The 19,935-nt window shown below is 69.2% G+C and carries 17 protein-coding genes, 1 tRNA gene and 1 riboswitch; of the genes, 10 read left to right on the top strand and 8 right to left on the bottom strand.

All coding sequences use genetic code 11. The features are described from left to right. The first annotated feature begins 63 nt into the window (after positions 1-63). The 3 genes from ABU113_RS06740 to ABU113_RS06730 are packed head-to-tail and all read left to right on the top strand — an operon-like array spanning position 64 to position 4,550. Entirely contained in the window at positions 64-1,137 is a 1,074-nt protein-coding gene (locus ABU113_RS06740; protein WP_454558732.1) for an aromatic ring-hydroxylating oxygenase subunit alpha, read from the top strand. 4 nt (positions 1,138-1,141) lie between these two features. Beyond that, a complete protein-coding gene (locus ABU113_RS06735) occupies positions 1,142-2,461 on the top strand; it encodes an amino acid permease (RefSeq protein WP_454558731.1) in 1,320 nt (439 codons plus the stop codon). Positions 2,462-2,483: 22 nt separating this feature from the next. After that, complete coding sequence (locus tag ABU113_RS06730; RefSeq protein WP_454558730.1) at positions 2,484-4,550, top strand: oxidoreductase; 2,067 nt, start codon at positions 2,484-2,486, stop codon at positions 4,548-4,550. A 23-nt stretch (positions 4,551-4,573) separates the two neighbouring features. Here ABU113_RS06730 and ABU113_RS06725 read toward each other — a convergent pair whose 3' ends face one another. After that, entirely contained in the window at positions 4,574-5,980 is a 1,407-nt protein-coding gene (locus tag ABU113_RS06725) for a M20/M25/M40 family metallo-hydrolase (protein ID WP_454558729.1), read from the bottom strand. Between the two features lie 208 nt (positions 5,981-6,188). Here ABU113_RS06725 and ABU113_RS06720 point away from each other — a divergent pair, with 208 nt between their 5' ends. Then, positions 6,189-7,493, top strand: a complete 1,305-nt coding sequence (locus tag ABU113_RS06720; protein WP_454558728.1) for a Xaa-Pro dipeptidase — start codon at positions 6,189-6,191, stop codon at positions 7,491-7,493. Positions 7,494-7,542: 49 nt separating this feature from the next. On the opposite strand, the gene folK is transcribed toward ABU113_RS06720, so the two are convergent. Next, on the bottom strand, positions 7,543-8,067 hold the full coding sequence (gene folK, locus ABU113_RS06715; RefSeq protein WP_454558727.1) for a 2-amino-4-hydroxy-6-hydroxymethyldihydropteridine diphosphokinase: 525 nt from the start codon (positions 8,065-8,067) through the stop codon (positions 7,543-7,545). Between the two features lie 27 nt (positions 8,068-8,094). Here folK and ABU113_RS06710 point away from each other — a divergent pair, with 27 nt between their 5' ends. The 6 genes from ABU113_RS06710 to ABU113_RS06685 all read left to right on the top strand — a co-directional run bounded on the left by ABU113_RS06710 (position 8,095) and on the right by ABU113_RS06685 (position 11,762). Continuing rightward, complete coding sequence (locus tag ABU113_RS06710; protein ID WP_454558726.1) at positions 8,095-8,745, top strand: uracil-DNA glycosylase; 651 nt, start codon at positions 8,095-8,097, stop codon at positions 8,743-8,745. 112 nt (positions 8,746-8,857) lie between these two features. Beyond that, positions 8,858-8,934 (top strand) — tRNA-Arg (locus ABU113_RS06705). A gap of 295 nt (positions 8,935-9,229) precedes the next feature. Next, complete coding sequence (locus ABU113_RS06700) at positions 9,230-9,610, top strand: winged helix-turn-helix domain-containing protein (RefSeq protein ID WP_454558725.1); 381 nt, start codon at positions 9,230-9,232, stop codon at positions 9,608-9,610. Positions 9,611-9,670: 60 nt separating this feature from the next. Further along, complete coding sequence (gene modA / locus ABU113_RS06695; RefSeq protein WP_454558827.1) at positions 9,671-10,444, top strand: molybdate ABC transporter substrate-binding protein; 774 nt, start codon at positions 9,671-9,673, stop codon at positions 10,442-10,444. A gap of 6 nt (positions 10,445-10,450) precedes the next feature. After that, entirely contained in the window at positions 10,451-11,149 is a 699-nt protein-coding gene (gene modB, locus ABU113_RS06690; protein ID WP_454558724.1) for a molybdate ABC transporter permease subunit, read from the top strand. Further along, entirely contained in the window at positions 11,139-11,762 is a 624-nt protein-coding gene (locus ABU113_RS06685; RefSeq protein ID WP_454558723.1) for a molybdenum ABC transporter ATP-binding protein, read from the top strand. Before modB ends, ABU113_RS06685 begins: the two co-directional genes overlap by 11 nt. A gap of 91 nt (positions 11,763-11,853) precedes the next feature. Here ABU113_RS06685 and ABU113_RS06680 read toward each other — a convergent pair whose 3' ends face one another. The 6 genes from ABU113_RS06680 to ABU113_RS06655 all read right to left on the bottom strand — a co-directional run bounded on the left by ABU113_RS06680 (position 11,854) and on the right by ABU113_RS06655 (position 19,828). Continuing rightward, on the bottom strand, positions 11,854-13,785 hold the full coding sequence (locus ABU113_RS06680) for a propionyl-CoA synthetase (protein ID WP_454558722.1): 1,932 nt from the start codon (positions 13,783-13,785) through the stop codon (positions 11,854-11,856). Positions 13,786-13,978: 193 nt separating this feature from the next. Further along, complete coding sequence (locus ABU113_RS06675) at positions 13,979-14,764, bottom strand: ABC transporter ATP-binding protein (protein ID WP_454558721.1); 786 nt, start codon at positions 14,762-14,764, stop codon at positions 13,979-13,981. Next, positions 14,761-15,771, bottom strand: a complete 1,011-nt coding sequence (locus ABU113_RS06670; protein ID WP_454558720.1) for a FecCD family ABC transporter permease — start codon at positions 15,769-15,771, stop codon at positions 14,761-14,763. The genes ABU113_RS06675 and ABU113_RS06670 overlap by 4 nt, the downstream gene beginning before the upstream one ends. Continuing rightward, positions 15,768-16,667, bottom strand: a complete 900-nt coding sequence (locus ABU113_RS06665; protein ID WP_454558719.1) for an ABC transporter substrate-binding protein — start codon at positions 16,665-16,667, stop codon at positions 15,768-15,770. Before ABU113_RS06665 ends, ABU113_RS06670 begins: the two co-directional genes overlap by 4 nt. Beyond that, on the bottom strand, positions 16,667-18,601 hold the full coding sequence (locus ABU113_RS06660) for a TonB-dependent receptor plug domain-containing protein (protein ID WP_454558718.1): 1,935 nt from the start codon (positions 18,599-18,601) through the stop codon (positions 16,667-16,669). The genes ABU113_RS06665 and ABU113_RS06660 overlap by 1 nt, the downstream gene beginning before the upstream one ends. A gap of 136 nt (positions 18,602-18,737) precedes the next feature. Beyond that, a riboswitch (cobalamin riboswitch) is annotated at positions 18,738-18,997 on the bottom strand. A 108-nt stretch (positions 18,998-19,105) separates the two neighbouring features. Then, entirely contained in the window at positions 19,106-19,828 is a 723-nt protein-coding gene (locus tag ABU113_RS06655) for a Bax inhibitor-1/YccA family protein (protein ID WP_454558717.1), read from the bottom strand. Between the last annotated feature and the right edge of the window lie 107 nt (positions 19,829-19,935).

Below are 19,935 nucleotides of genomic sequence, written 5' to 3'. Positions count from 1 at the left end.
GGCCTTCCGGCGGCGCGCGCTTGAGCCCGCGCGCCGCCGACTCTTCTTCTCAAGGTCCTGCCCATGCCTCCCTCGCCTCTGCTGCAAACCCAACCTCTGGAACAGGCGCTGGCGCTCGATGCCCGGTTCTACCGCGATCCGCGCTGGCAGGCGGTGGAGCAGCAGGCGGTGTTCGCCCGCTCCTGGCAGCTGGCGGCGCACGCGGGCGATCTCGCGGGCTCCGGCGACCATGTCGTCACCGAGATCGCCGGCACGCCCATTCTCATCGTCCGTCACGAGGACGGTCACCTCAACGCGTTCCACAATGTCTGCCGGCACCGCGCCGGCCCGATCGCCACCTGCAACGGCCGCGGCGCCAGGCGCCTGAAATGCGCCTATCACAGCTGGCTGTACGACCTCGACGGCCAGTTGCGCATGGCGCCGGAAATGGCCGAGGCACAGGATTTCAACGTCGCCGACATCCGCCTGCCCACCGTGCAGGTGCGCGAATGGCAGGGCCTGGTGTTCGTCGCCCTCGACGACGCGGTGGCGCCGTTCGAGACGGTCTATGGCGGCATTGTCGAGCGCATCCGGCCGGTCGATCTGGCGGCGATGCGCTTCTACCACCGTGTCTCCTACGACATCGACTGCAACTGGAAGGTCTATATCGACAACTTCCTCGAAGGCTATCACCTGCCGGCCGTGCATCCGGGGCTGAGCCGGGTGCTGGACTACAGCGTCTACGACACCGAGCTGTTCGACTGGTATTCGCTGCAGCACTCGCCGCTGCGCAACAGCACCGACATCTACGGCGATGGCCAGGCCTGGTATTATTTCATCTACCCCAACGTCATGCTCAACATCATGCCGGGGCGGATGCAGACCAACCGCATCCTGCCGCTGGGGCTGGAGCGCTGCCGCGTCGAGTTCGACTATTACTACACGCCGAGCCCCGAGGTCGCCGCCCGCATCGACAACGACCAGGCGTTCAGCGACGAAATCCAGCAGGAAGACATCGCCATTTGCCTGGCGGTGCAGAAGGGCCTGATGTCCGGCTCCTACACCGCCGGGCGGCTGTGCCCCAGGCGCGAGTCCGGCGTCTGGCATTTCCAGAACCTGCTGCGCCAGGCCTACGCCACCGCCGATCTCGCCGCCTGACGCCATGGCGGGAAAATCCACCCGTGCGCTGGGGCTGTGGATGTGCACCGCCCTGGTGGTTGGCAACATGATCGGCTCCGGCGTGTTCATGCTGCCGGCGTCGCTGGCGCCCTACGGCGTCAACGGCCTGGGGGGCTGGGCCTTCACCGTCGCCGGGGCGATGATGCTGGCGCTGGTGTTCGCCGCGCTGTCGCGGGTGGTGCCGGGCGCCGGCGGGCCTTATGTCTATCCGCGCGCGGCCTTTGGCGAGGGGGTCGGCTTTCTCGTCGCCTGGGCCTACTGGGTCGGCACCTGGGTCGGCAACGCGGCGGTGGCCATCGGCACCACCGCCTATCTCGCCGAGCTGGTGCCTGCCATCAAGGCCACACCTTCCGGCCCGGCGCTGGTAACCACCGCAATGATCTGGCTGCTTACCTACGTCAACTGGCGCGGCACCCGCACCATGGGCGCGGTGCAGATGGTCACCACCATCCTGAAACTGATGCCGCTGCTGGCGGTGGGCGCGCTTGGTCTTTATCTGCTGGGCAGCGGCCAGACCGACGCCATCCGCGCCGAGCCGCAACCGGTCACCCTCGACGCCATGACCGCCACCGCCATCCTGGCGCTGTGGGGCCTGCTGGGACTGGAGACGGCGACGGTGCCGGCCGACAAGGTCGACAACCCGGCCCGCACCATTCCGCTGGCCACCATCTGGGGCACCCTGGTGACCGGGCTGATCTACATCGTCGCCTGCATGACCGTGGTGATGCTGCTGCCGCGCGAGGTCGCCGCCAGTTCCAGCGCGCCGTTCGCCGAGGTGGTGCGGCAGCATTGGGGCGCCGGTGCCGCCACGCTGCTGGCGCTGTTCGCCTTCATCTCCGGCTTCGGCGCCCTCAACGGCTGGATTCTGGTGCAGGGCGAAATGCCGCGCGTGCTGGCGGAGGACGGCATTTTTCCGCGCCTGTTCGCCCGTCAGTCCCGCCACGGCACGCCCGGCAGCGCACTGGTCATCACCTCGGCCCTGGTCAGCGCCATGGTGCTGATGAACTATTCGGCCTCGATGGTGAAGGTGTTCACCTTCATCGTGCTGATCTCGACGTCGGCCAACCTGATCATGTATCTGGCAGTCTCGCTGTCGGCGCTCAGGCTGGCGCTGGCGGGCCGGATGCCCCAGGGCAGCAGCGGCCGGCAGATCGCCCTGCTGGTGGTGGCGGCACTGGCCAGCGGCTATGCGCTGTGGACGCTCTACGGCGCCGGGGCGGAGGCCTTCCTGTGGTGCCTGGCGCTGGTGGCGCTGGGCATCCCCGTCTATGCCCTGATGAAGGGACGGCGCGCCAGCACCTGAACCACCCCCGAGGACACCCGACATGACCCGCGACCCCCGCTACGACATCCTGTTCGAGCCGGTGCAAATCGGCCCGGTGACAGCGCGCAACCGCTTTTCCCAGGTGCCCCACTGCAACGGCATGGGTCACGCCATGCCGCAGGCCCACGCCGCCATGCGCGGCGTCAAGGCCGAGGGCGGCTGGGCGGTGGTGTCGACCGAGGAATGCGAGATCCACCCCTCCGGCGACGTCTCGCCCTATGTCGAGGCCCGGCTGTGGGACGACCACGACATCCCCGCCCTGGCGCTGATGTGCGACAAGGTGCATGCCCATGGCGCGCTGGCGGCGGTCGAGCTGACGCACAACGGCCCCACCGCCTCCAACCTCTATTCCCGCGAGGTACTGCTGGCGCCCAGCCACCAGCCGAGCAAATACGGCTATCCGCACCAGGCCCGCGCCATGGACCGGGAGGACATCCGCGCCTACCGCCGCTGGCACCGCGACGCGGCGCTGCGGGCCCGGCGCGCCGGCTTCGACATCATCTATGTCTACGCCGCCCACGATCTGAGCCTGGCCATGCATTTCCTGCAGCGCCGGCGCAACCAGCGCACCGATGAATATGGCGGCTCGCTGGAGAACCGCGTGCGGCTGCTGCGCGAGGTACTGGAGGATACCCGCGAGGCGGTGGGCGATCGCTGCGCCGTCGCCCTGCGCTTCGCCACCGACGAGCTGCTGGGCGCCGACGGCGTGACGCTGGAGGAATCCCGCGACATCGTCGCCATGCTGGCCGAGCACCCGGACCTGTGGGACGTCAACCTCGCCGCCTGGTACAATGATTCCGTGCCGTCGCGCTTCGCGCCGGAAGGCGCGCAGGAACCGTTCATCGATTTCGTCAAGAAGACCACCACCCGGCCAGTCGTCGGCGTCGGTCGCTTCACCTCGCCGGACACCATGGTGTCGCAGATCCGCCGCGGCGTGCTCGATCTCATCGGCGCCGCCCGCCCGTCGATCGCCGACCCGTTCCTGCCGCGCAAGATCGAGCAAGGGCGCGTTGACGACATCCGCGAGTGCATCGGCTGCAATATCTGTGTGTCGGGCGACATGACCATCACGCCGATCCGCTGCACCCAGAACCCGACCATGGGCGAGGAATGGCGCAAGGGCTGGCACCCGGAAATCATCGCGCCGAAAAAATCCGACGCCCGGGTGCTGGTGGTCGGCGCCGGCCCCGCCGGGCTGGAGGCCGCCCGCGCGCTGGGCCAGCGCGGCTACGAGGTGCACCTGGCGGAAGCGACCACCGAACTGGGCGGCCGGGTGACCCGCGAGGCCCGTCTGCCGGGGCTCGCCGAATGGGGCCGGGTGCGCGACTGGCGGGTCGGCCAGCTCAACCGGATGACCAACGTCTCGATCTACCGCGACAGCCGGCTCGGCGACGACGACGTGCTGGAGTTCGGCGCCGACCATGTGGTGCTGGCCACCGGCAGTCACTGGCGGCGCGACGGCTACGGCCGCTCCAACGGCGCGGCGGTGCCGGGCTTCGACGGCCCGACCCTGTTCACGCCCGACGACATCATGAACGGCGTCGCGCTGCCGGCCGGGCCGGTGGTGATTTTCGACGACGATTATTTCTACATGAGCAGCGTGCTGGCCGAGAAACTGCGCGTCGACGGCCACGCCGTCACGCTGGTGACGCCCGACGACACCGTCGCCTCGTGGGGCGCCAACACACTCGACTATCGCCACATCCAGAAGCGGCTGTACGCGCTGGCGGTGACACAGCTGCCGGCCCACAACGTCACCGCGCTGACCGCCGGCCAGGTGACGCTGGAGCATGTGTGGTCCGGCGCTACGCGGACGCTCGACTGCGCGGCGCTGGTGACGCTGACCATGCGCCAGCCCGACGACGCGCTGTACCGGGCGCTGAAGGCCCGCGAGGCGGCGTGGGCGGACCATGGCGTCCGCACCATGGCCTGCATCGGCGATGCGCTGGCGCCGGGGCTGATCGCGCACGCGGTCTATGCCGGCCATCGCTATGCGCGTGAACTCGACGAGGCGCCGCGCGGCGAGGTGGCGTTCCGCCGCCACCTCCACACCCAGCTCACCGACTGAACGCCGCCCCCGCGCGACGGCGGTTATTTCGCCAGTTCGGTGAGCACCGTGTGCCAGTGGTCGAGCGCCGGCGCCAGTGCGGCCTCCGCCACCCGTTCGTTGAGGCCGTGGGCATAGCCGTCGGACGCCTTGGCGTAGAGGCCCGACACGCCGTAGCTGGGAATACCGGCGGCGCGGAAATGCAGGCTGTCGGTGGCGCCCGACGACATCGAGGGAATGATGTTGAGGCCCGGATAAACGCGATCCACCGCCTTGCGCACCGCCGCCGTCACGTCCTTGCGCAGCGGCGAGGCGTCCGACGCGGTGGGATCGTCGAGCGTCACCACCTTGGCGGCCGGGTTGGCGATCACCTGCGCCAGCGTCTGACGCACGCTTTCCACCGCGACGCCGGGGAAGATACGGCAGTTCACCGACACCGTGGCGCTCTGCGGCAGCGCGTTGAGCGCGTGGCCGCCACTGAGCATGGTGGCGACACAGGTGGTGCGCAACTGGCCGACATATTCCGGGTGCGCCGCGATGGTGGCCACCGCCTGCTTGTCGTCGGGATTGTCGGCGAAACGCGTCATCGCCGCGCCCAGGTCGCCCGGCGTGTTCCTGGCGGTGGCGCGGAACGAGGCGCGGGTGAGCTCGCTGGCCTGTACCGGAAATTCATAGGCCGCGATGCGGTCGATCGCCTGGGCCAGTTCGTAGATGGCGTTGTCCTTGCGCGGCACGCTGGAGTGGCCACCGGGATTGGTGACGGTGATGGCGAAGTCGGCGTAGGTCTTCTCCGCCGCCTGCAGATAATAGCCGATCGGCTTGCCGTCCTCGGCCAGCGAGCCGCCGCCGCCGTCGGAATTGAGCAGCAGCTCGGCATCCGGGAACTGGGTGGCCAGCGCCCGGGTGGTCTTCATCTCGGTTTCCTCGTCGCCCGAGAACACCAGCACGATGTCGCGGCTGGGCTTGAAGCCCTCGCGCTTCAGGCGCAGCACCGTCGCCATCACCATCGACAGGTCGAACTTGTTGTCCTCGACGCCGCGCCCGAACAGGTAGCCGTTGTCGGCGGTCATGGTGAAGGGATCGCGCTCCCAGTCCTTGGGGAAGGCCTCCACCACGTCCATGTGCGCCGATACCAGGATCGGCTTCTTCTTGCCCGTGCCGCGATAGCGGGCGACGAAGGTGGCGGTGTCGCCCATCGGCGTGATGGTGATGTCGGCCTCGGCAAAGCCCGCCTGCCTCAGCAGACCGGCGAGGTAATTGGCATAGGCCACCGTCTGGCCCTGCCCCTTCACCGTGCGGAAGGCCACCGAACGGCCGAGGATGTCGCGCGCCTGGGCTTGCGTTGCGGCGTCCGCCGCGGCCTTGCCGGCGGCGCCCGCGAGCGCGCCCGGCGCGCCCGTCCCCGCCAGAACCACCACCGCCGTGGAAACCAGCACTGCTGCCTTGCGCATCGTCATCATCGGAAAAAACTCCAGTCCCTGGGTATCGCCGCACGCCGGAGGGCGTGCGTGCTGCAAGAGGCCGGGGCGCTGATTCCCGCTTGCCCGCGCCGTGCGCTTGCGGTCCAATCCGGTCATCCGGCCCCCGGATGCCCGGAGGCTATTCACGCGGACCAACCGCCGTCAATCATGCACTGACCCGAGCAGGAACCCCGTCGCCATGCTGCCCCGCCCCTTCCCGACCATTCGCCGTCTCGGCCTGGCGATCTGCACGGGCCTTGCCCTGTTGCCGCTGCATTCCGCCGGCGCCGACACGCTGTATGTGCGCGCCGGCAAGCTGGTGGATGTGGAAAAAAGTCGCGTGCTGACCGACCAGCTGATCCGCGTCGAGGACGGGCGAATCACCGCGGTCACCGCCTATGCCGCGCCGCCCGCCGATGCCAAGCTGGTGGACTGGTCGCGCTACATGGTGCTGCCGGGGCTGATCGACATGCACACCCATCTCGCCGACTGGGGCCAGACCAGCAACGTCGCCGAGCCGCTGCTGCACTCGGTCGCCGAGATCGCGCTGGTCGGCGCCCAGAACGCCCACACCACGCTCAAGGCCGGCTTCACCACCGTGCACGACGTCGGCTGCTTCCGCGCCTTCACCGATGTCGCCCTGCGCGACGCCATCAACGCCGGCCGGGTGCCGGGGCCGCGCATGTCGGTGGTCGGCGCCTACATCACCGCGCCCGGCGGCGGCGGCGAGGTGACCGGCTTTGCCCCCGACGTGGCGGTGCCCGCCGACATGCGGGTGGGCGTCGTCGCCGATGCCGCCGAGGCGCGCGTGCGCACCCGCTATCTGTTCCAGCACGGCGTCGACACCATCAAGATCATCGCGACCGGCGCGGTGCTGGCGGAGGGCACCGAGCCCGGCCAGATGGAGATGACCGAGGAGGAGATGCGGGCGGTAGTCACGCAAGCCGCCCAGCACGGCAGCTATGCCACGGCGCACGCCCATGGCGCCGCCGGCATCAAGGCGGCGATCCGCGCCGGCGTGCGCTCGGTGGAACACGCCTCGCTGATCGACGACGAGGGCATTGCGCTGGCCAAGGCGCGCGGCGTCGCGCTGGTGATGGACATCTACAACGGTGATTACATCGAGGAGGTCGGCACCCGCGAGGGCTGGCCGGAGGGCCATCTGCGCAAGAACCGCGAGACCACCGACGCCCAGCGCGACGGCTTCCGCAAGGCGGTGAAGGCCGGGGTGAAGATCGCCTACGGCACCGATGCCGGCGTCTACCCCCACGGCGACAACGCCCGCCAGTTCCCCTATATGGTGCGCTACGGCATGACGCCGATGCAGGCGATCCAGGCCGCGACGGTGGTCGCCGCCGACGTGCTGGGCTGGAGCCGCGACGTCGGCGCCATCAGCCCCGGCCGTTATGCCGACATGATCGCCATCGATGGCGACGCGCTGGCCGACATCGGCCTGCTGTCGAAGGTCACGGCGGTGATGAAGGGCGGCGCACTGGTGGACTAGGCCCCGCCGGGCCCTGATCAGACTCTGGGGGGGCGTGCCGCTGGCGCGCTCAGACCTCGGCGACCGCGCGGATCCAGCGCCGGCCGTCGACCCGGGCCGCCAGCTGGCGCACGGTGAGACCCAGCACCGGGTGGCGCCACGCGGGCGCGACATCCAGCAGCGGCCGCAGCACGAAGGCCCGCTCATGGGCCCGCCGGTGCGGCACCGCGAAGCCGTGGCCGGTGCGCCAGCCCAGCCGGCCGGGGATCACCCGTGTGCCGTAGCCGATGATGTCGAGGTCGAGCACCCGCTCGCCCCAGTGGCGGCGGCCCTTGGGGCCGAAGCGCCGCTCCATCGCCTGCAACCGCCGCAGCAGTTCAGCCGGCGCCAGCGACGTCACCGCCCGCAGCGCGGCGTTGACGTAAGCCGGCTGCGGCGGCCCCAGCGGCGCGGTGTGGTAGAGCCGGGAGACGCCGGTGACGCGCAGCCCCGGGCCGGCCAGTTCCCGCATCGCCGCGCGCAGCACGTCGGCCGGGCCGCCATGGCGGGGATGACGGCGATTTGAACCCAACGCGATGAGAACCATTGTCTCCATGGGCCGAGCCCCCTATTCCACTCGGGCATGGACCACAACCCTCATTCCACCGAACCGCCGGCCGATTGCCAGCTTTGTCCGCGTCTCGCCGGCTTCCGCGCCGCCAACCGGGCCAAGTTCCCCGACTGGTTCAACGGCCCCGTCCCCGGCTTCGGCGACCCCGATGCCTGGCTGCTGATCGTCGGCCTGGCGCCCGGTCTGCAGGGCGCCAACCGCACCGGCCGGCCGTTCACCGGCGACTATGCCGGCGACCTGCTTTACGCCACGCTGCTGAAGTTCGGCCTGGCCGACGGCACGTATCTGCAGCGCCCCGACGACGGCCTGACCCTGCGTGGCTGCTTCATCTCCAACGCGGTGCGCTGCGTGCCGCCGGAGAACAAGCCGCTGCCGGTGGAAATCCACGCCTGCCGGCCGTTCCTGGAAGCCCAGATCGCCGCCCTGCCCAGGCTCAAGGCCATGGTGGCGCTGGGCCAGGTCGCCCATCAGTCGGCGATCAAGGCCGCCGGCGGCAAGCTGCCGAAGTACCGCTTCGCCCACAACGCCACCCACAAGCTGCCCTCCGGGCTGTGGCTGGTGGATAGCTATCACTGCTCGCGCTACAATACCAACACCGGCCGGCTGACCACCGCGATGTTCGAGGACGTGTTCCGCACCGTCAGCGCCCTGCCCGTCACATGAGATCCAGCGCCCGGAGTCACGGGGCGGAAGTCACTGGGCCGGGGCCTTGCGGCCGGCGGCCCCGACCGCGCCGGTTGACCGCCCCTTGGGGAGTTGCTAGCCCAGCAGCCGTGGCCCCGTAGCTCAGCCGGATAGAGCGACGGTTTCCTAAACCGCAGGTCGCAGGTTCGAGTCCTGCCGGGGTCACCATCCATCCGCTCAGCGCCATCCGCCAGCCCCCGCCCCGCCAGCCCGCACCCCTGCCGGACCCGCCACCCCTGCCGGACCCGCCACCCAGGGGGGGGGAATTATCCATGGCATTGTCGTGCCGGGGTGAGGCCGTGTAAGCAGGTGGCCGGGGCAGCGGCCTTGCCGGACAGGGCGCGGCAGGTGGAAGCGATGTCCGTGGATGCCCGGATCAAGTCCGGCGATGGCGGCGCTCGCGCTGCTGGAAGCCGAGGGTCCTGCGCTTGCCCGGCCGCGCGGTCCGCACTAGCCTGCGGCGATGCGATCAGATCAGTCGTTAAGGATCGTCATCCGCCTCTACAGCGGCGACGAGATTGCCATGGGCCCAGGCAAGGCCGACCTGCTTGAGGCCATCAGGGCACAGGGGTCAATCTCGGCTGCGGGCCGGGCCATGGGCATGAGCTACCGCCGCGCCTGGCTGCTTGTGGACACGATGAACCGCTGCTGGCAGCAGCCGCTGGTCGCCACGGCACCCGGCAGCGCTCACGGCGGCGGCGCGCGGCTTACCGAGTTCGGCGAGAACATCCTCGCACACTATCGTGGTTTGCAGGCGCAGCTTGAGCACGCGGCCACTTGCCCGGATCACGCAGCGCTCGCGCAGGCGATACGGGCCGAACCCAAGCCCAGCCAGAAAGCATGAGTTTGCGGTTGGCCGGCTGGCCACCAGCCTATATACCATGCAACACAGCAAAATGGATGACTGTTCGTGTCGCCCCTTCGCACCCTGTTCCTCCTGCTCCTTGCCGCCGTCATCGGTGCAGCTCCTGCCCAGGCGCGGCCGCGCGGGGTCCTGGTGCTGGCTGCCGCGAGCCTGCAGGAAGCCCTGACCGATACAGCCGACGCCTGGACCGCCCGCGGCCATCGGCGCCCGGTGATCTCCTTTGCCGGATCGTCGGCACTGGCCCGCCAGATCGAGGCCGGTGCTCCGGCGGATCTGTTCATTTCGGCTGACGAGGACTGGATGGATCATGTCGCCAGGAAAGGACTGATCCGGGTCGGCAGCCGCGTATCCTTTCTGTCGAACCGTCTTGTGCTGGTCGAACCACCCGGCGGGAATGCCCGGCTGACCATCGGGCCCGGATTCCCGCTGGCGGGCGCGCTGGGCAAGGGCCGCCTGGCGATGGCGGACCCCGACAGTGTGCCCGCCGGGCGCTATGGCCGGGCGGCGCTGACCAGCCTGGGGGTGTGGCCGTCCGTTTCCGGCAGCATTGCCCGTGCCGAGAATGTCCGCGCGGCGCTGGCCCTGGTGGAGCGCGGGGAGGCCCCGCTGGGTATCGTCTATGCGACCGATGCGCGGGCGTCGGCGCGGATCAGGGTGGTGGGCACGTTCCCGGCCGGCTCACACCCGGCGATCACCTACCCGCTTGCCGTGCTGCGTACCTCGACCCATCCGGAAGCGGAAGCGTTTCGCCGGTTTCTCCTGTCAGGCGAGGGCAAGGCGATCTTTGTCCGGCGCGGATTCTCGGCGCGCTGAGGCCGCATGGCGCTCTCTCCCGACGAATGGGCCATCATCACCCTGTCACTGAAGGTTAGCGGCGTGGCGGTGGCGGCGTGCCTGCCGGTGGCCTTCGGCCTCGCGTGGCTGCTGGCGCGCCGACGGTTTCCGGGGCGAATCCTGCTTGATGCGCTGGTCCATCTGCCACTGGTACTGCCGCCGGTGGTGACGGGCTGGCTGCTACTCCTCGCCTTTGGCACCACCGGGCCGCTCGGGCGCTGGTTTGCCGAGACGCTGGGCATCGTCTTCATGTTCCGCTGGACCGGCGCCGCACTGGCCGCGGCGGTCATGGCCCTGCCGCTGATGGTGCGGGCAATGCGGCTGTCGATCGAGGCGGTGGACCATCGGCTCGAACAGGCGGCAGAGACGCTTGGCGCCTCGCGCCCGCGCGTGTTCGCGACCATCACCCTGCCGCTGGCGCTGCCCGGCCTTCTGGCGGGGGCCGTGCTCGGCTTCGCCCGCTCGCTGGGTGAATTCGGCGCGACGATCACCTTCGTCTCGAACATCCCCGGCGAGACACGCACGCTGCCCATCGCCATCTACAGTGCCTTGCAGGTGCCGGGCAGCGAGGCCGTGGTCACCCGCCTGGCACTGATCGCCGTCGCCCTCTCGCTGGTGGCGCTGGTTGCATCGGAAGTACTGGCCCGGCGCACCGGGCCTGGACGGGGCGGCCATGTCCTTTGATGTCAGGATTGAACGCCGCCTCGGCGACCGGACGATCCGCGTCGCTTTCTCCAGCGACGGCGGACTGACGGCGCTGTTCGGCCCGTCAGGCGCCGGCAAGACCTCGATCCTCCAGATGATCGCCGGGCTGCTGCGCCCGGACGCCGGTCGCATCGCCGTCGGCGGCAGTGTGCTGTTCGACAGCATGGCGGGCATCGACGTGCCCGCCCGTCAGCGCCGCGCCGGTTATGTCTTCCAGGACGGCCGGCTGTTCCCGCACCAGCGGGTACGCGACAACCTGCTCTATGGCTGGAGACTGGCGCGACCGGCGGACCGCTTGATGGATCTTGCGGAAGCCACGCGCTTCCTCGGGATCGGCCATCTGCTCGACCGCTGGCCGCGCACGCTGTCAGGCGGCGAGGCCCAGCGCGTCGCCATTGGCAGGGCGCTGCTGTCGGGCCCGCGCTTCCTGCTGATGGACGAACCGCTAGCATCGCTCGACCGACCGCGGCGCGAGGAAATCATGGGCGTGATCGAGCGCCTGCGGGACGAACTGGGAGTGCCCATCCTTTATGTCAGCCACGACCGTGACGAGGTGGAACGGCTGGCCAGCGTGATCGTTCCGACAGGCTGAAACCGGGCGCCCGTGCGGCGTCATCAACCGGGCGCTGTCCGTCCGGATGGCGGACGCCGAAGCCTCAGTCCGGATGGCGGACGCCGAAGCCTCAGTCCGGGTGACGGACGTCGAAACCATGCTCATGCAGTGTACGGCGGATCTCCGCCAGCACCGCCGGATCGTCGATGGTGGCGGGCACCTGATAGGGCTCGCCGTCGGCGATCTGGCGCATGGTCTTGCGCAGGATCTTGCCCGAGCGGGTCTTGGGCAGCGCCTTGACCGGCAGCACCATCTTCAGTGCCGCCACCGGCCCGATGGTGTCCCTCACCTTCTTGACCACCTCGCGCTCGATGTCGGTCTTGGAGCGGATTTCGCTGGCATAGAGCACGACGAACGCCATCGGCACCATGCCCTTGACCTCGTCCGCCACGCCAATCACCGCGCACTCGGCGACCGACGGGTGGGTGGCGACCACTTCCTCCATGGCGCCGGTGGCCAGCCGGTGGCCGGCGACGTTGATGATATCGTCGGTGCGGCTCATGAAATGGAGGTAGCCGTCGTCATCGATGAAACCGGCGTCGCCGGTCATGTAATAGCCGGGATGGTCGACGAGGTAGGTCTTCTTGTACCCTTCCGCGTTGTTCCACAGCGTCGGCAGCGCGCCCGGCGGCAGCGGCAGCTTGATTGCCACGTCGCCGGTCTGGTTGGGCTCCAGCACCTCCGACGCCGGTGACAGGATGTGGATTTCATAGCCCGGCACCGGCAGCCCGGCACTGCCGATCTTCACCGGCATCAGGCGGGAACCGGCGAAATTGGCGGCCCCCGGCCAGCCCAGCTCGGTCTGCCACCAGTGGTCGATCACCGGCACCTTCACCGTCGCCTGCGCCCACTTCACCGTCTCCGGGTCAGCGCGTTCACCAGCCAGGAACAGCGTTTCCAGCGAGGAAATGTCGTACTTCGCCAGCAGGCTCGCCGTCGGGTCTTCCTTCTTGATGGCGCGAAACGCGGTGGGCGCGACGAACAGCACCTTCACCTTGTGCTGCTCGATCACCCGCCAGAAGGCGCCGGCGTCCGGCGTGCCAACGGGCTTGCCTTCGTACATGATGGTGGTGCAGCCCGCCGCCAGCGGCGCATAGACGATATAGCTGTGGCCCACCACCCAGCCGATGTCCGAGGCCGCCCAGAACACGTCGCCGGCCTTGACGCCGTAGATGTGCTCCATGCTCCACAGCAGCGCGGTCAGGTGGCCGCCATTGTCACGCACCACGCCTTTCGGCACGCCGGTCGAACCCGAGGTGTAGAGGATGTAGAGCGGGTCGGTGGCAGCCACGGGCACGCAGGCCGCCGGTTCGGCGGTCGCCATGACAGCCTGCCAGTCGACGTCGCGTGGCGCGACCATCGAGGCCGTGCATTGCGGCCGCTGCAGCATCAGGCAGTGGGCCGGCTTGTGCTCGGCGATGTCGAGCGCGGAATCGAGGATCGGCTTGTATTCAACGACCCGGCCGGCTTCCAGGCCGCACGAGGCCGTCACCACCAGCACCGGCTTGGCGTCATCCACCCGCTTGGCCAGCTCCTTGTCGGCAAAGCCGCCGAACACCACCGAGTGCACCGCGCCCAGCCGGGCACAGGCCAGCATGGCGAACACCGCCTCCGGCACCATCGGCATGTAGATGACCACCCGGTCGCCCTTGCCGACGCCAAGCGCCCGGAAGGCCCCCGCGACGCGAGCGACTTCCGTTTGCAGCTCGGCATAGGTGAACTGGCGCACCACGCCGGTCATGGCGCTGTCGTGGATCAGCGCCGGCTGGTCGCCGCGCCCGGCCTCCACATGACGGTCGATGACGTTGTAACAGGTGTTGAGTTCTCCGCCGACAAACCAGCGATAGAGCGGCTTGTCGCTGTCGTCGAGCACCTGCGTCCACGGTGTCGACCAGGTTACCGCCGTGCTGGCTTCGGCCCAGAAACCCTTGGGGTCCGCCATCCAACCGGCATAGGTCCGGCCATACCAGTCCGCGCCCTGGCCTGTCGCCGTGTCCACCATGTCATCCTCCCAAACAATGCGCCTCTCACAGGGCCATCGCGGTGTCTTTAGCACCGATGCGGGCCCTGGTCCGCCCGACTTTGGTCGGTCGGCCCGGCGAGTCTGGCCAGTCAGGGCCGCGTCGGCAACCCGGGATACGCATCCGGCGCCACAACGCCGGCCGAGGGCCTCACCGCCGGTCCATCGCCCCGGCTCACTCCCGTGGGGTCCGTCTGGTGGGCATCACCACCCGCGCGCCATCGCTGGCCGTGAGCACCTCGACGCCGACGCCATAGACGTCACCCAGCATCCCTGGGGTCAGCACATCATCGGGTGGGCCCTCAGCCACCAGCCGGCCGTCCTTGAGCAGCATCACCCGATCGGCGAACCGGCCCGCCAGCGTCAGATCGTGGAGCGTCACCACCACGCCGCGCCCCTCGTCGGCCAGCCCGCGTAGCAGTCGGACGATTTCGAGCTGGTAGGCGGGGTCGAGGCCGGCCAGCGGCTCGTCGGCCAGCACCCAGTCGGGGCCGCCGGCCAGTACGCGGGCCAGCAGCACCCGCGCCCGCTCACCACCCGACAGTGTCAGCACGTCGCGCTGGCGCAACGCCTCCAGATCGCAGCGCTCCAGCGCCGCCGCCACCATCGCCGCGTCCGTCGTGTCATCAAGGGTGACATAGCGATGGTGCGGGATTCGCCCCAGCCCCACCAGTGTCTCGACGCTCACGCCCCAGGCGATGTCGCGGCTCTGGACCATGAAGCCGAGCCGACGGGCACGCACCAGCGGGTCGAGGCCCGCCATGTCGGCATCCCCCAGTATCACCTGGCCGCTCGCCGGCCGGGCGACTCCGGCGAGCGCGGCAAGCCAGGTCGATTTTCCGGCACCGTTGGGGCCGAGCACCGCCGTCACCGCACCGGCCTTGAAAGTGGCAGATAGCGGCCCCAGCAGGCGGCGGCCGCCGGCGGTCATCACCACATCCCGACAGCTGAGCATGCTCATAGGATCTCCCGGCGCATCTTCAGCAGCAGCCCGAGGAAGAAGGGCGCGCCCAGCACCGCCATGGCGATGCCGAGCTTGACCTCGGTGCCACCGGGCAGAATGCGCACCACGGTATCGGCAGCCAGCACCAGCGCCGCGCCGGCAAGCGCGCTCGGCACCAGCAGCGCACTCGGGCGATTGCCCGCCAGCGGGCGCACCAGATGCGGCACCACCAGGCCAACGAAACCAATCATGCCGGTCACCGCCGTGGTGGCCCCGACAATCAGCCCCACCCCCAGCAGCACCCGCCAGCGCACCCGCGTCAGGTCGATGCCCAGCGAGCGGGCGGTGAGCTCGCCCAACATCAGCGCGTCGAGCGCCCGGCCGGTGGTCAGCAGCAGTGCGCCACCGGCAAGCACGAAGGGCGTTACCATCGCCACATCCTGCAACGAGCGGTCGGTCAGCGCGCCCATCAGCCAGGTGATGATCTCTGCCGTGGCGAAAGGATTGGGCGCCAGACTGATGGCCAGCGAGGTCAACGCGCCAGCCAGCGCGTTGAGGATGACGCCGGCCAGGATGAAGGTGGTGATGCCGCGGGCCCGCGCCGCCAGCGCATAAAGCAGCCCCATGCCGCCGATCGCACCGGCCATGGCGCAGGCGGGCAGTACCCAGGCGGCACCATAGGCGACGCCGAACCAGATCGACAGCACCGCCCCCAGCGCGGCGCACGCCGACACGCCCAGCACACCGGGGTCGGCCAGCGGATTGCGCAGATAGCCTTGCAGCACCGCGCCGGAAAGACCAAGGCCGGCGCCGACGAGAATCGCCAGCAGCGCGCGTGGCAGGCGCAGCTCGGCGACAATGAACCAGCGCGGCGCGTCGGCCGGCGACAGCAGTTCAGCGACCGGAATCCACACCTTGCCGGCGGCGAGCGACGCCAGCCCCAGCACCAGGATCAGCAGGCCCAGGCCCAGCGACAGGCCCAGCGACAGGCCCAGGGGCAGGCGCAGGCGGGATGTCCGGGTCATCGCGCGCTCCCCTTGATCGACGTGGCGGCGACGCCGGCAACCTCGCGGCGCGCCTGTTGCAGATAGGCCAGTGCCGGCAGGATGGCCGGGCCACCGCAATAAAACAACGGCGCCGGATAGGGCGCGATGGTCAGCCGGCCAGCCAAGCGATCCAGCACCGGATGGGCCAGCAGGCCGGTCCGCTGGAAGGGCTCACCGAGGGTGCCCCCGCCTGCCAGCACCAGCCGCGGCGGGTCGGCGACCAGCCGTTCCAGCGGGATGACGCCCCAGTGCTCGACGCCATAGCGCGCCGCCACGTTGTCGAAGCCGGCGAGCGCCAGCAGGGCGTCGGGCAGACTGCCCTTGCCGGGAGAAAAGCCGCCAGGCTGGAACACCACGGTGGGTATCGGCGGCACGCCGCGCGCCTGTTGGCGCGCCGCCGCCATCGCCGCCTCGATCCGGCGGGCCAGCGCCTCGCCGCGCGCCGGATGACCGACGGCGGCGGCAACGTCACGCACCTGATCGATGCTTTCCGCCAGCGTCTCCGGCACCTTGAACAGCGCGGTGCGGATGCCCAGGCGGGCCAGCGCCGCCCGGGTGCCGGGCTGGCTGTGCTGGCTGGTGAGCACGAGATCGGGCTTGCGGGCGATCACCTCCTCGGCCGTCTCGTAGGTGAACGGCAGGGTGCGCGCGACGCCCGAGATGGTGGAACCGCCCGGCTCACGCGCATAATGGCTGAGGGCCGCGATCTGCCCGCGATCGGCGACGTGGACGAGAATGGTATCGAGGCAGGGGTTGAGCGAGACGATACGGGCCGGCGGCGGCGCCGATCCGGCCGCGGCGCCACTGGCGACAACCAGCGATACCGCGCCCAGCACCGCGACCGTCAGGCCACGTATCGTCCCGCCCGCTCGCATCAGAAGTTCAGCTCGACGCCGGCGAAGCCACCGATGCCGATGGAGCCATAGCCAGCGGCGGTCTGACGGCGAACGTCGAACAGGTTGTCCACCCGCCCGAACAGCCCGAACACATCGTTGACGCGGTAACGCGCCCGCAGGTCGACCACCGTATAGGCGGCCAGCCGGGTGGTGTTGGCGGCATTGTCGAAGCTCGCCGAGACATGCTGCACCGCCAGTGTCGCGGTGAGTGCCTGCCACGGCATGACGTCGAGCGCCACATTGGCGACGTGCCTGGGCCGACGCGCCAGCACGTTGCCGAGATTGGCCGACCCCGCCGAGCGGTTCTCGGTATCGGTGTAGGTGTAGTTGGCGTTGATCGCCACCTGCTTCACCGGCTGGGCGACCAGGGTCAGCTCGACGCCCTTGGCGCGCGATCGCGCGATATTGTCGTAAAAGCCATAGGGGTGGGTGTCGCACAGCGGGTTGGTGCTGCCCCAGCAGGAGAAGAAGTCGATCTGGTTGCGCGTCCTGCGACCGAACACCGTCGCGCCGACCCGCAGTTTGCCCTCGACAAGCGCCTGCTCGATCCCGGCATCCCAGCCCTTGGCGGTCTCGGGACGCAGCGCCGCGTTGCCGTAATCGCTGTAGAGCTGATAGAGGCTCGGCGCCTTGAAGCCCTCGCCATAGGTCGCCCGCAGGATGGTGTTGCCCTGATTGGGGGTGTAGGCGGCGGTGAGGCGCACGGTGGTCGCGTCCCCGAAGCGCGACTGGTCATCGTAGCGGACGCCCGCCGTCAACGACAGGCCGGCCACCGGCTTGGCCTGGACCTCCGCGTACAGGCTGTCCATGCGCACGTCGGCTTTGTCGGCGCTGTAGCTCGATTCGGTGTCGAACTTCGACTTCTCGGTCTCGGCGCCGAACACCAGCGTATAACCCTCGGTGATCCGTGCCGTGCCCTGATATTCGACGCGCACCACCGAACCGTCAGCGCGATACGTCCGGGGGCTGGCCTGCGCCGGGTCGTAATTGTCGCGGCTGGTGTCGGTGTAGCTCACCGCCAGGCGATTGCCGAGGCGGCCGTCCAGCAGGTCCAGATTGAGGCCGGCATAGAACACCGCGTCGCGGCTTTTGCCGTATTCGTCGGTATCGGCGAAGCTGTAGCTCGGCGCCGGGTAACCGTCGAACTCGACGCGCGCATCGGCAAGCCAGCCACGCAGATCGAGGCTCAGCGTCTCGCTGGGCTTCAGCCGCAGCTTGGCATGCACCGTGGTGTTGCGATAGCCATCGCGCTCGCTGTTGCCGTCGGCGGCGTCGGCCGAGGAAATGCCATCGGTGCGGAAATGCCCCGCCCCCACCGCGTAATCGACGAAGGTGGTGCTGCCCGACACGCGCGCGGCAACGTCCACGGTGTCCCGCGCGCCGACCTCGACACTGGCCCGCCCGCCCAGCGGGCCGTCACCACGCTCGGTGATGATGTTGACGACACCGCCCATCGCCTGGCTGCCCCAGATGGTCGATTGCGGGCCGCGCAGCACCTCGATGCGTTCGATCCCGTGCAGCGTCAGCGTGCCGAAGTTGACGCCGGCGCCGGTCGCGGTGGGGTCGTTGAGGCGCACGCCATCCACCAGCACCAGCGTCTGGTCGGTCTCGGCGCCCCGGATGCGCAGCGCGGTCGCCGAGCCCAGGTTGCCGTTGCTGCTGACGCTGACACCCGCCGTGCGCGCCAGCAGGTCGGCCAGCAGGACCGACTGGCTGGCCTCGATCTCCGCCTGTTCGAGCACGGTGACGGACGTGCCAACGTCCATCAGCGGCTGGCCGAGGCGGCTGGCCGTGACGATGACGGTGGTCGGGTCGGCCGCCTCGTCGGCATGGGCGGCCAGCGGCAGACAGGTGATGCCGGCGAGCGGCAGGATGGCAAGGCCTGCCAGCGGCAGGGTGATACGATCGGTCATGTGTCCTCCATTGGACGAACGGATCCACAGGCCGGAACGACATGATGAGAGGAGAAATACCCCCGCCCTTACGCGACCCGACCCAACGGCGTCGCCTCACGGGAGAACCCGCTCGTTCGGCACACCCCGACCGGACGATGGACGACCGCGGCAGGCAGGTCTCCTGGCTTGCGGGTCAGTGCCTGATGGCCCGATCCTGGACCATCCCCCTGACGGGGAGCGTGTCGCCTTCCCGAACCGAGGTTCAGTGGCCTGTGACACGCGGGCTCGCCGCTCACAGTTGCGGGGACAGCTTCGGCCTTGCTGACGGCACACGCCACGAGGGACGTGCGACGCCGGGCTCCCGAATTCCCTTTTCATCCCCCTCGCGGGGGAACCTGTCGCAGTCGGGGTGGGTAGAGAGGCCGGGCGGCCAAGTCAAGCCGACCAGGCAGCAAGGGCGGACAGACAACAAGGCCCGGCGCAATGGCCGGGCCTCGGGTTTGTCCGTTGTGTCCGCCGCGACTACTCGCGATTGCCGAGGAAGCGCAGCAGGAACAGGAACAGGTTGATGAAGTCGAGGTAGAGCGCCAGCGCGCCGGACACCGACTTCTTGGCAGTGACCTCGTAGCCGTCGCCCTCGTAATACATTTCCTTGATCTTCTGGGTGTCGTAGGCGGTCAAGCCGGCGAACAGCAGCACGCCGGCAGCGCTGATGACGAACTCCAGGCCGCTCGACTTCAGGAAGATGTTGATCAGGCTGGCAACCAGCAGGCCGACCACGCCCATGATCAGGAAGGTGCCCCAGGCCGAGAGATCCTTCTTGGTGGTGTAGCCGTAAAGGCTGAGCGCGCCGAAGGCGGTCGCGGTCACGAAGAAGGTCTTGGCGATGGAGGCGCCGGTATAGACAAGGAAGATGCTGCCCAGCGACAGGCCCATGGCGCCGGCGTAGAGCCAGTACACCGCTTGCGCCGTCGACGCCGACATGGCGTGCAGGCGGACACTGAAGAACAGCACGATGGCCAGCGGCGCGAACAGCGCCACCCACTTGAACGGGGTGAAGAACACGAACTGCTGCAACGCCGGCACGCTGGCGACGAGCAACGCGACCATGCCGGTCAGCAGGACGCCGGAGGCCATGTAGTTGTACACGCCCAGCATGTACTTGCGCAGGCCAACGTCGATGTCGGCCCGGGCCATCCCGCCGGTCTGGGCGGTGGCGAAACGCGGGTCGATCTGGTTCACCATCAGGTTCTCCCTCACAATCTCAAGTCCGCAAAATGCGGACGCCAACAATATTGGCGTACCAGAGCCATCTTTCAAGGCTGTTAAGAGACGTTCGCAGCGCTTTCCCT

This window comes from Parapedomonas caeni (assembly GCF_041060555.1).
GTDB lineage: Bacteria > Pseudomonadota > Alphaproteobacteria > Sphingomonadales > Sphingomonadaceae > CAUJIW01.
Note: the sequence above shows the minus strand (reverse complement) of the source record. Positions and strands in the feature narration are given on the sequence as shown.

Excerpts from the sequence above, each read along its gene's own strand:
- ABU113_RS06740 (WP_454558732.1), top strand. The coding sequence starts at position 64 with ATGCCTCCCTCGCCTCTGCTGCAAACCCAACCTCTGGAACAGGCGCTG.
- ABU113_RS06735 (WP_454558731.1), top strand. The coding sequence starts at position 1,142 with ATGGCGGGAAAATCCACCCGTGCGCTGGGGCTGTGGATGTGCACCGCC.
- ABU113_RS06730 (WP_454558730.1), top strand. The coding sequence starts at position 2,484 with ATGACCCGCGACCCCCGCTACGACATCCTGTTCGAGCCGGTGCAAATC.
- ABU113_RS06725 (WP_454558729.1), bottom strand. The coding sequence starts at position 5,980 with ATGCGCAAGGCAGCAGTGCTGGTTTCCACGGCGGTGGTGGTTCTGGCG.
- ABU113_RS06720 (WP_454558728.1), top strand. The coding sequence starts at position 6,189 with ATGCTGCCCCGCCCCTTCCCGACCATTCGCCGTCTCGGCCTGGCGATC.
- folK (WP_454558727.1), bottom strand. The coding sequence starts at position 8,067 with ATGGAGACAATGGTTCTCATCGCGTTGGGTTCAAATCGCCGTCATCCC.
- ABU113_RS06710 (WP_454558726.1), top strand. The coding sequence starts at position 8,095 with ATGGACCACAACCCTCATTCCACCGAACCGCCGGCCGATTGCCAGCTT.
- ABU113_RS06700 (WP_454558725.1), top strand. The coding sequence starts at position 9,230 with ATGCGATCAGATCAGTCGTTAAGGATCGTCATCCGCCTCTACAGCGGC.
- modB (WP_454558724.1), top strand. The coding sequence starts at position 10,451 with ATGGCGCTCTCTCCCGACGAATGGGCCATCATCACCCTGTCACTGAAG.
- ABU113_RS06685 (WP_454558723.1), top strand. The coding sequence starts at position 11,139 with ATGTCCTTTGATGTCAGGATTGAACGCCGCCTCGGCGACCGGACGATC.
- ABU113_RS06680 (WP_454558722.1), bottom strand. The coding sequence starts at position 13,785 with ATGGTGGACACGGCGACAGGCCAGGGCGCGGACTGGTATGGCCGGACC.
- ABU113_RS06675 (WP_454558721.1), bottom strand. The coding sequence starts at position 14,764 with ATGAGCATGCTCAGCTGTCGGGATGTGGTGATGACCGCCGGCGGCCGC.
- ABU113_RS06670 (WP_454558720.1), bottom strand. The coding sequence starts at position 15,771 with ATGACCCGGACATCCCGCCTGCGCCTGCCCCTGGGCCTGTCGCTGGGC.
- ABU113_RS06665 (WP_454558719.1), bottom strand. The coding sequence starts at position 16,667 with ATGCGAGCGGGCGGGACGATACGTGGCCTGACGGTCGCGGTGCTGGGC.
- ABU113_RS06660 (WP_454558718.1), bottom strand. The coding sequence starts at position 18,601 with ATGACCGATCGTATCACCCTGCCGCTGGCAGGCCTTGCCATCCTGCCG.
- ABU113_RS06655 (WP_454558717.1), bottom strand. The coding sequence starts at position 19,828 with ATGGTGAACCAGATCGACCCGCGTTTCGCCACCGCCCAGACCGGCGGG.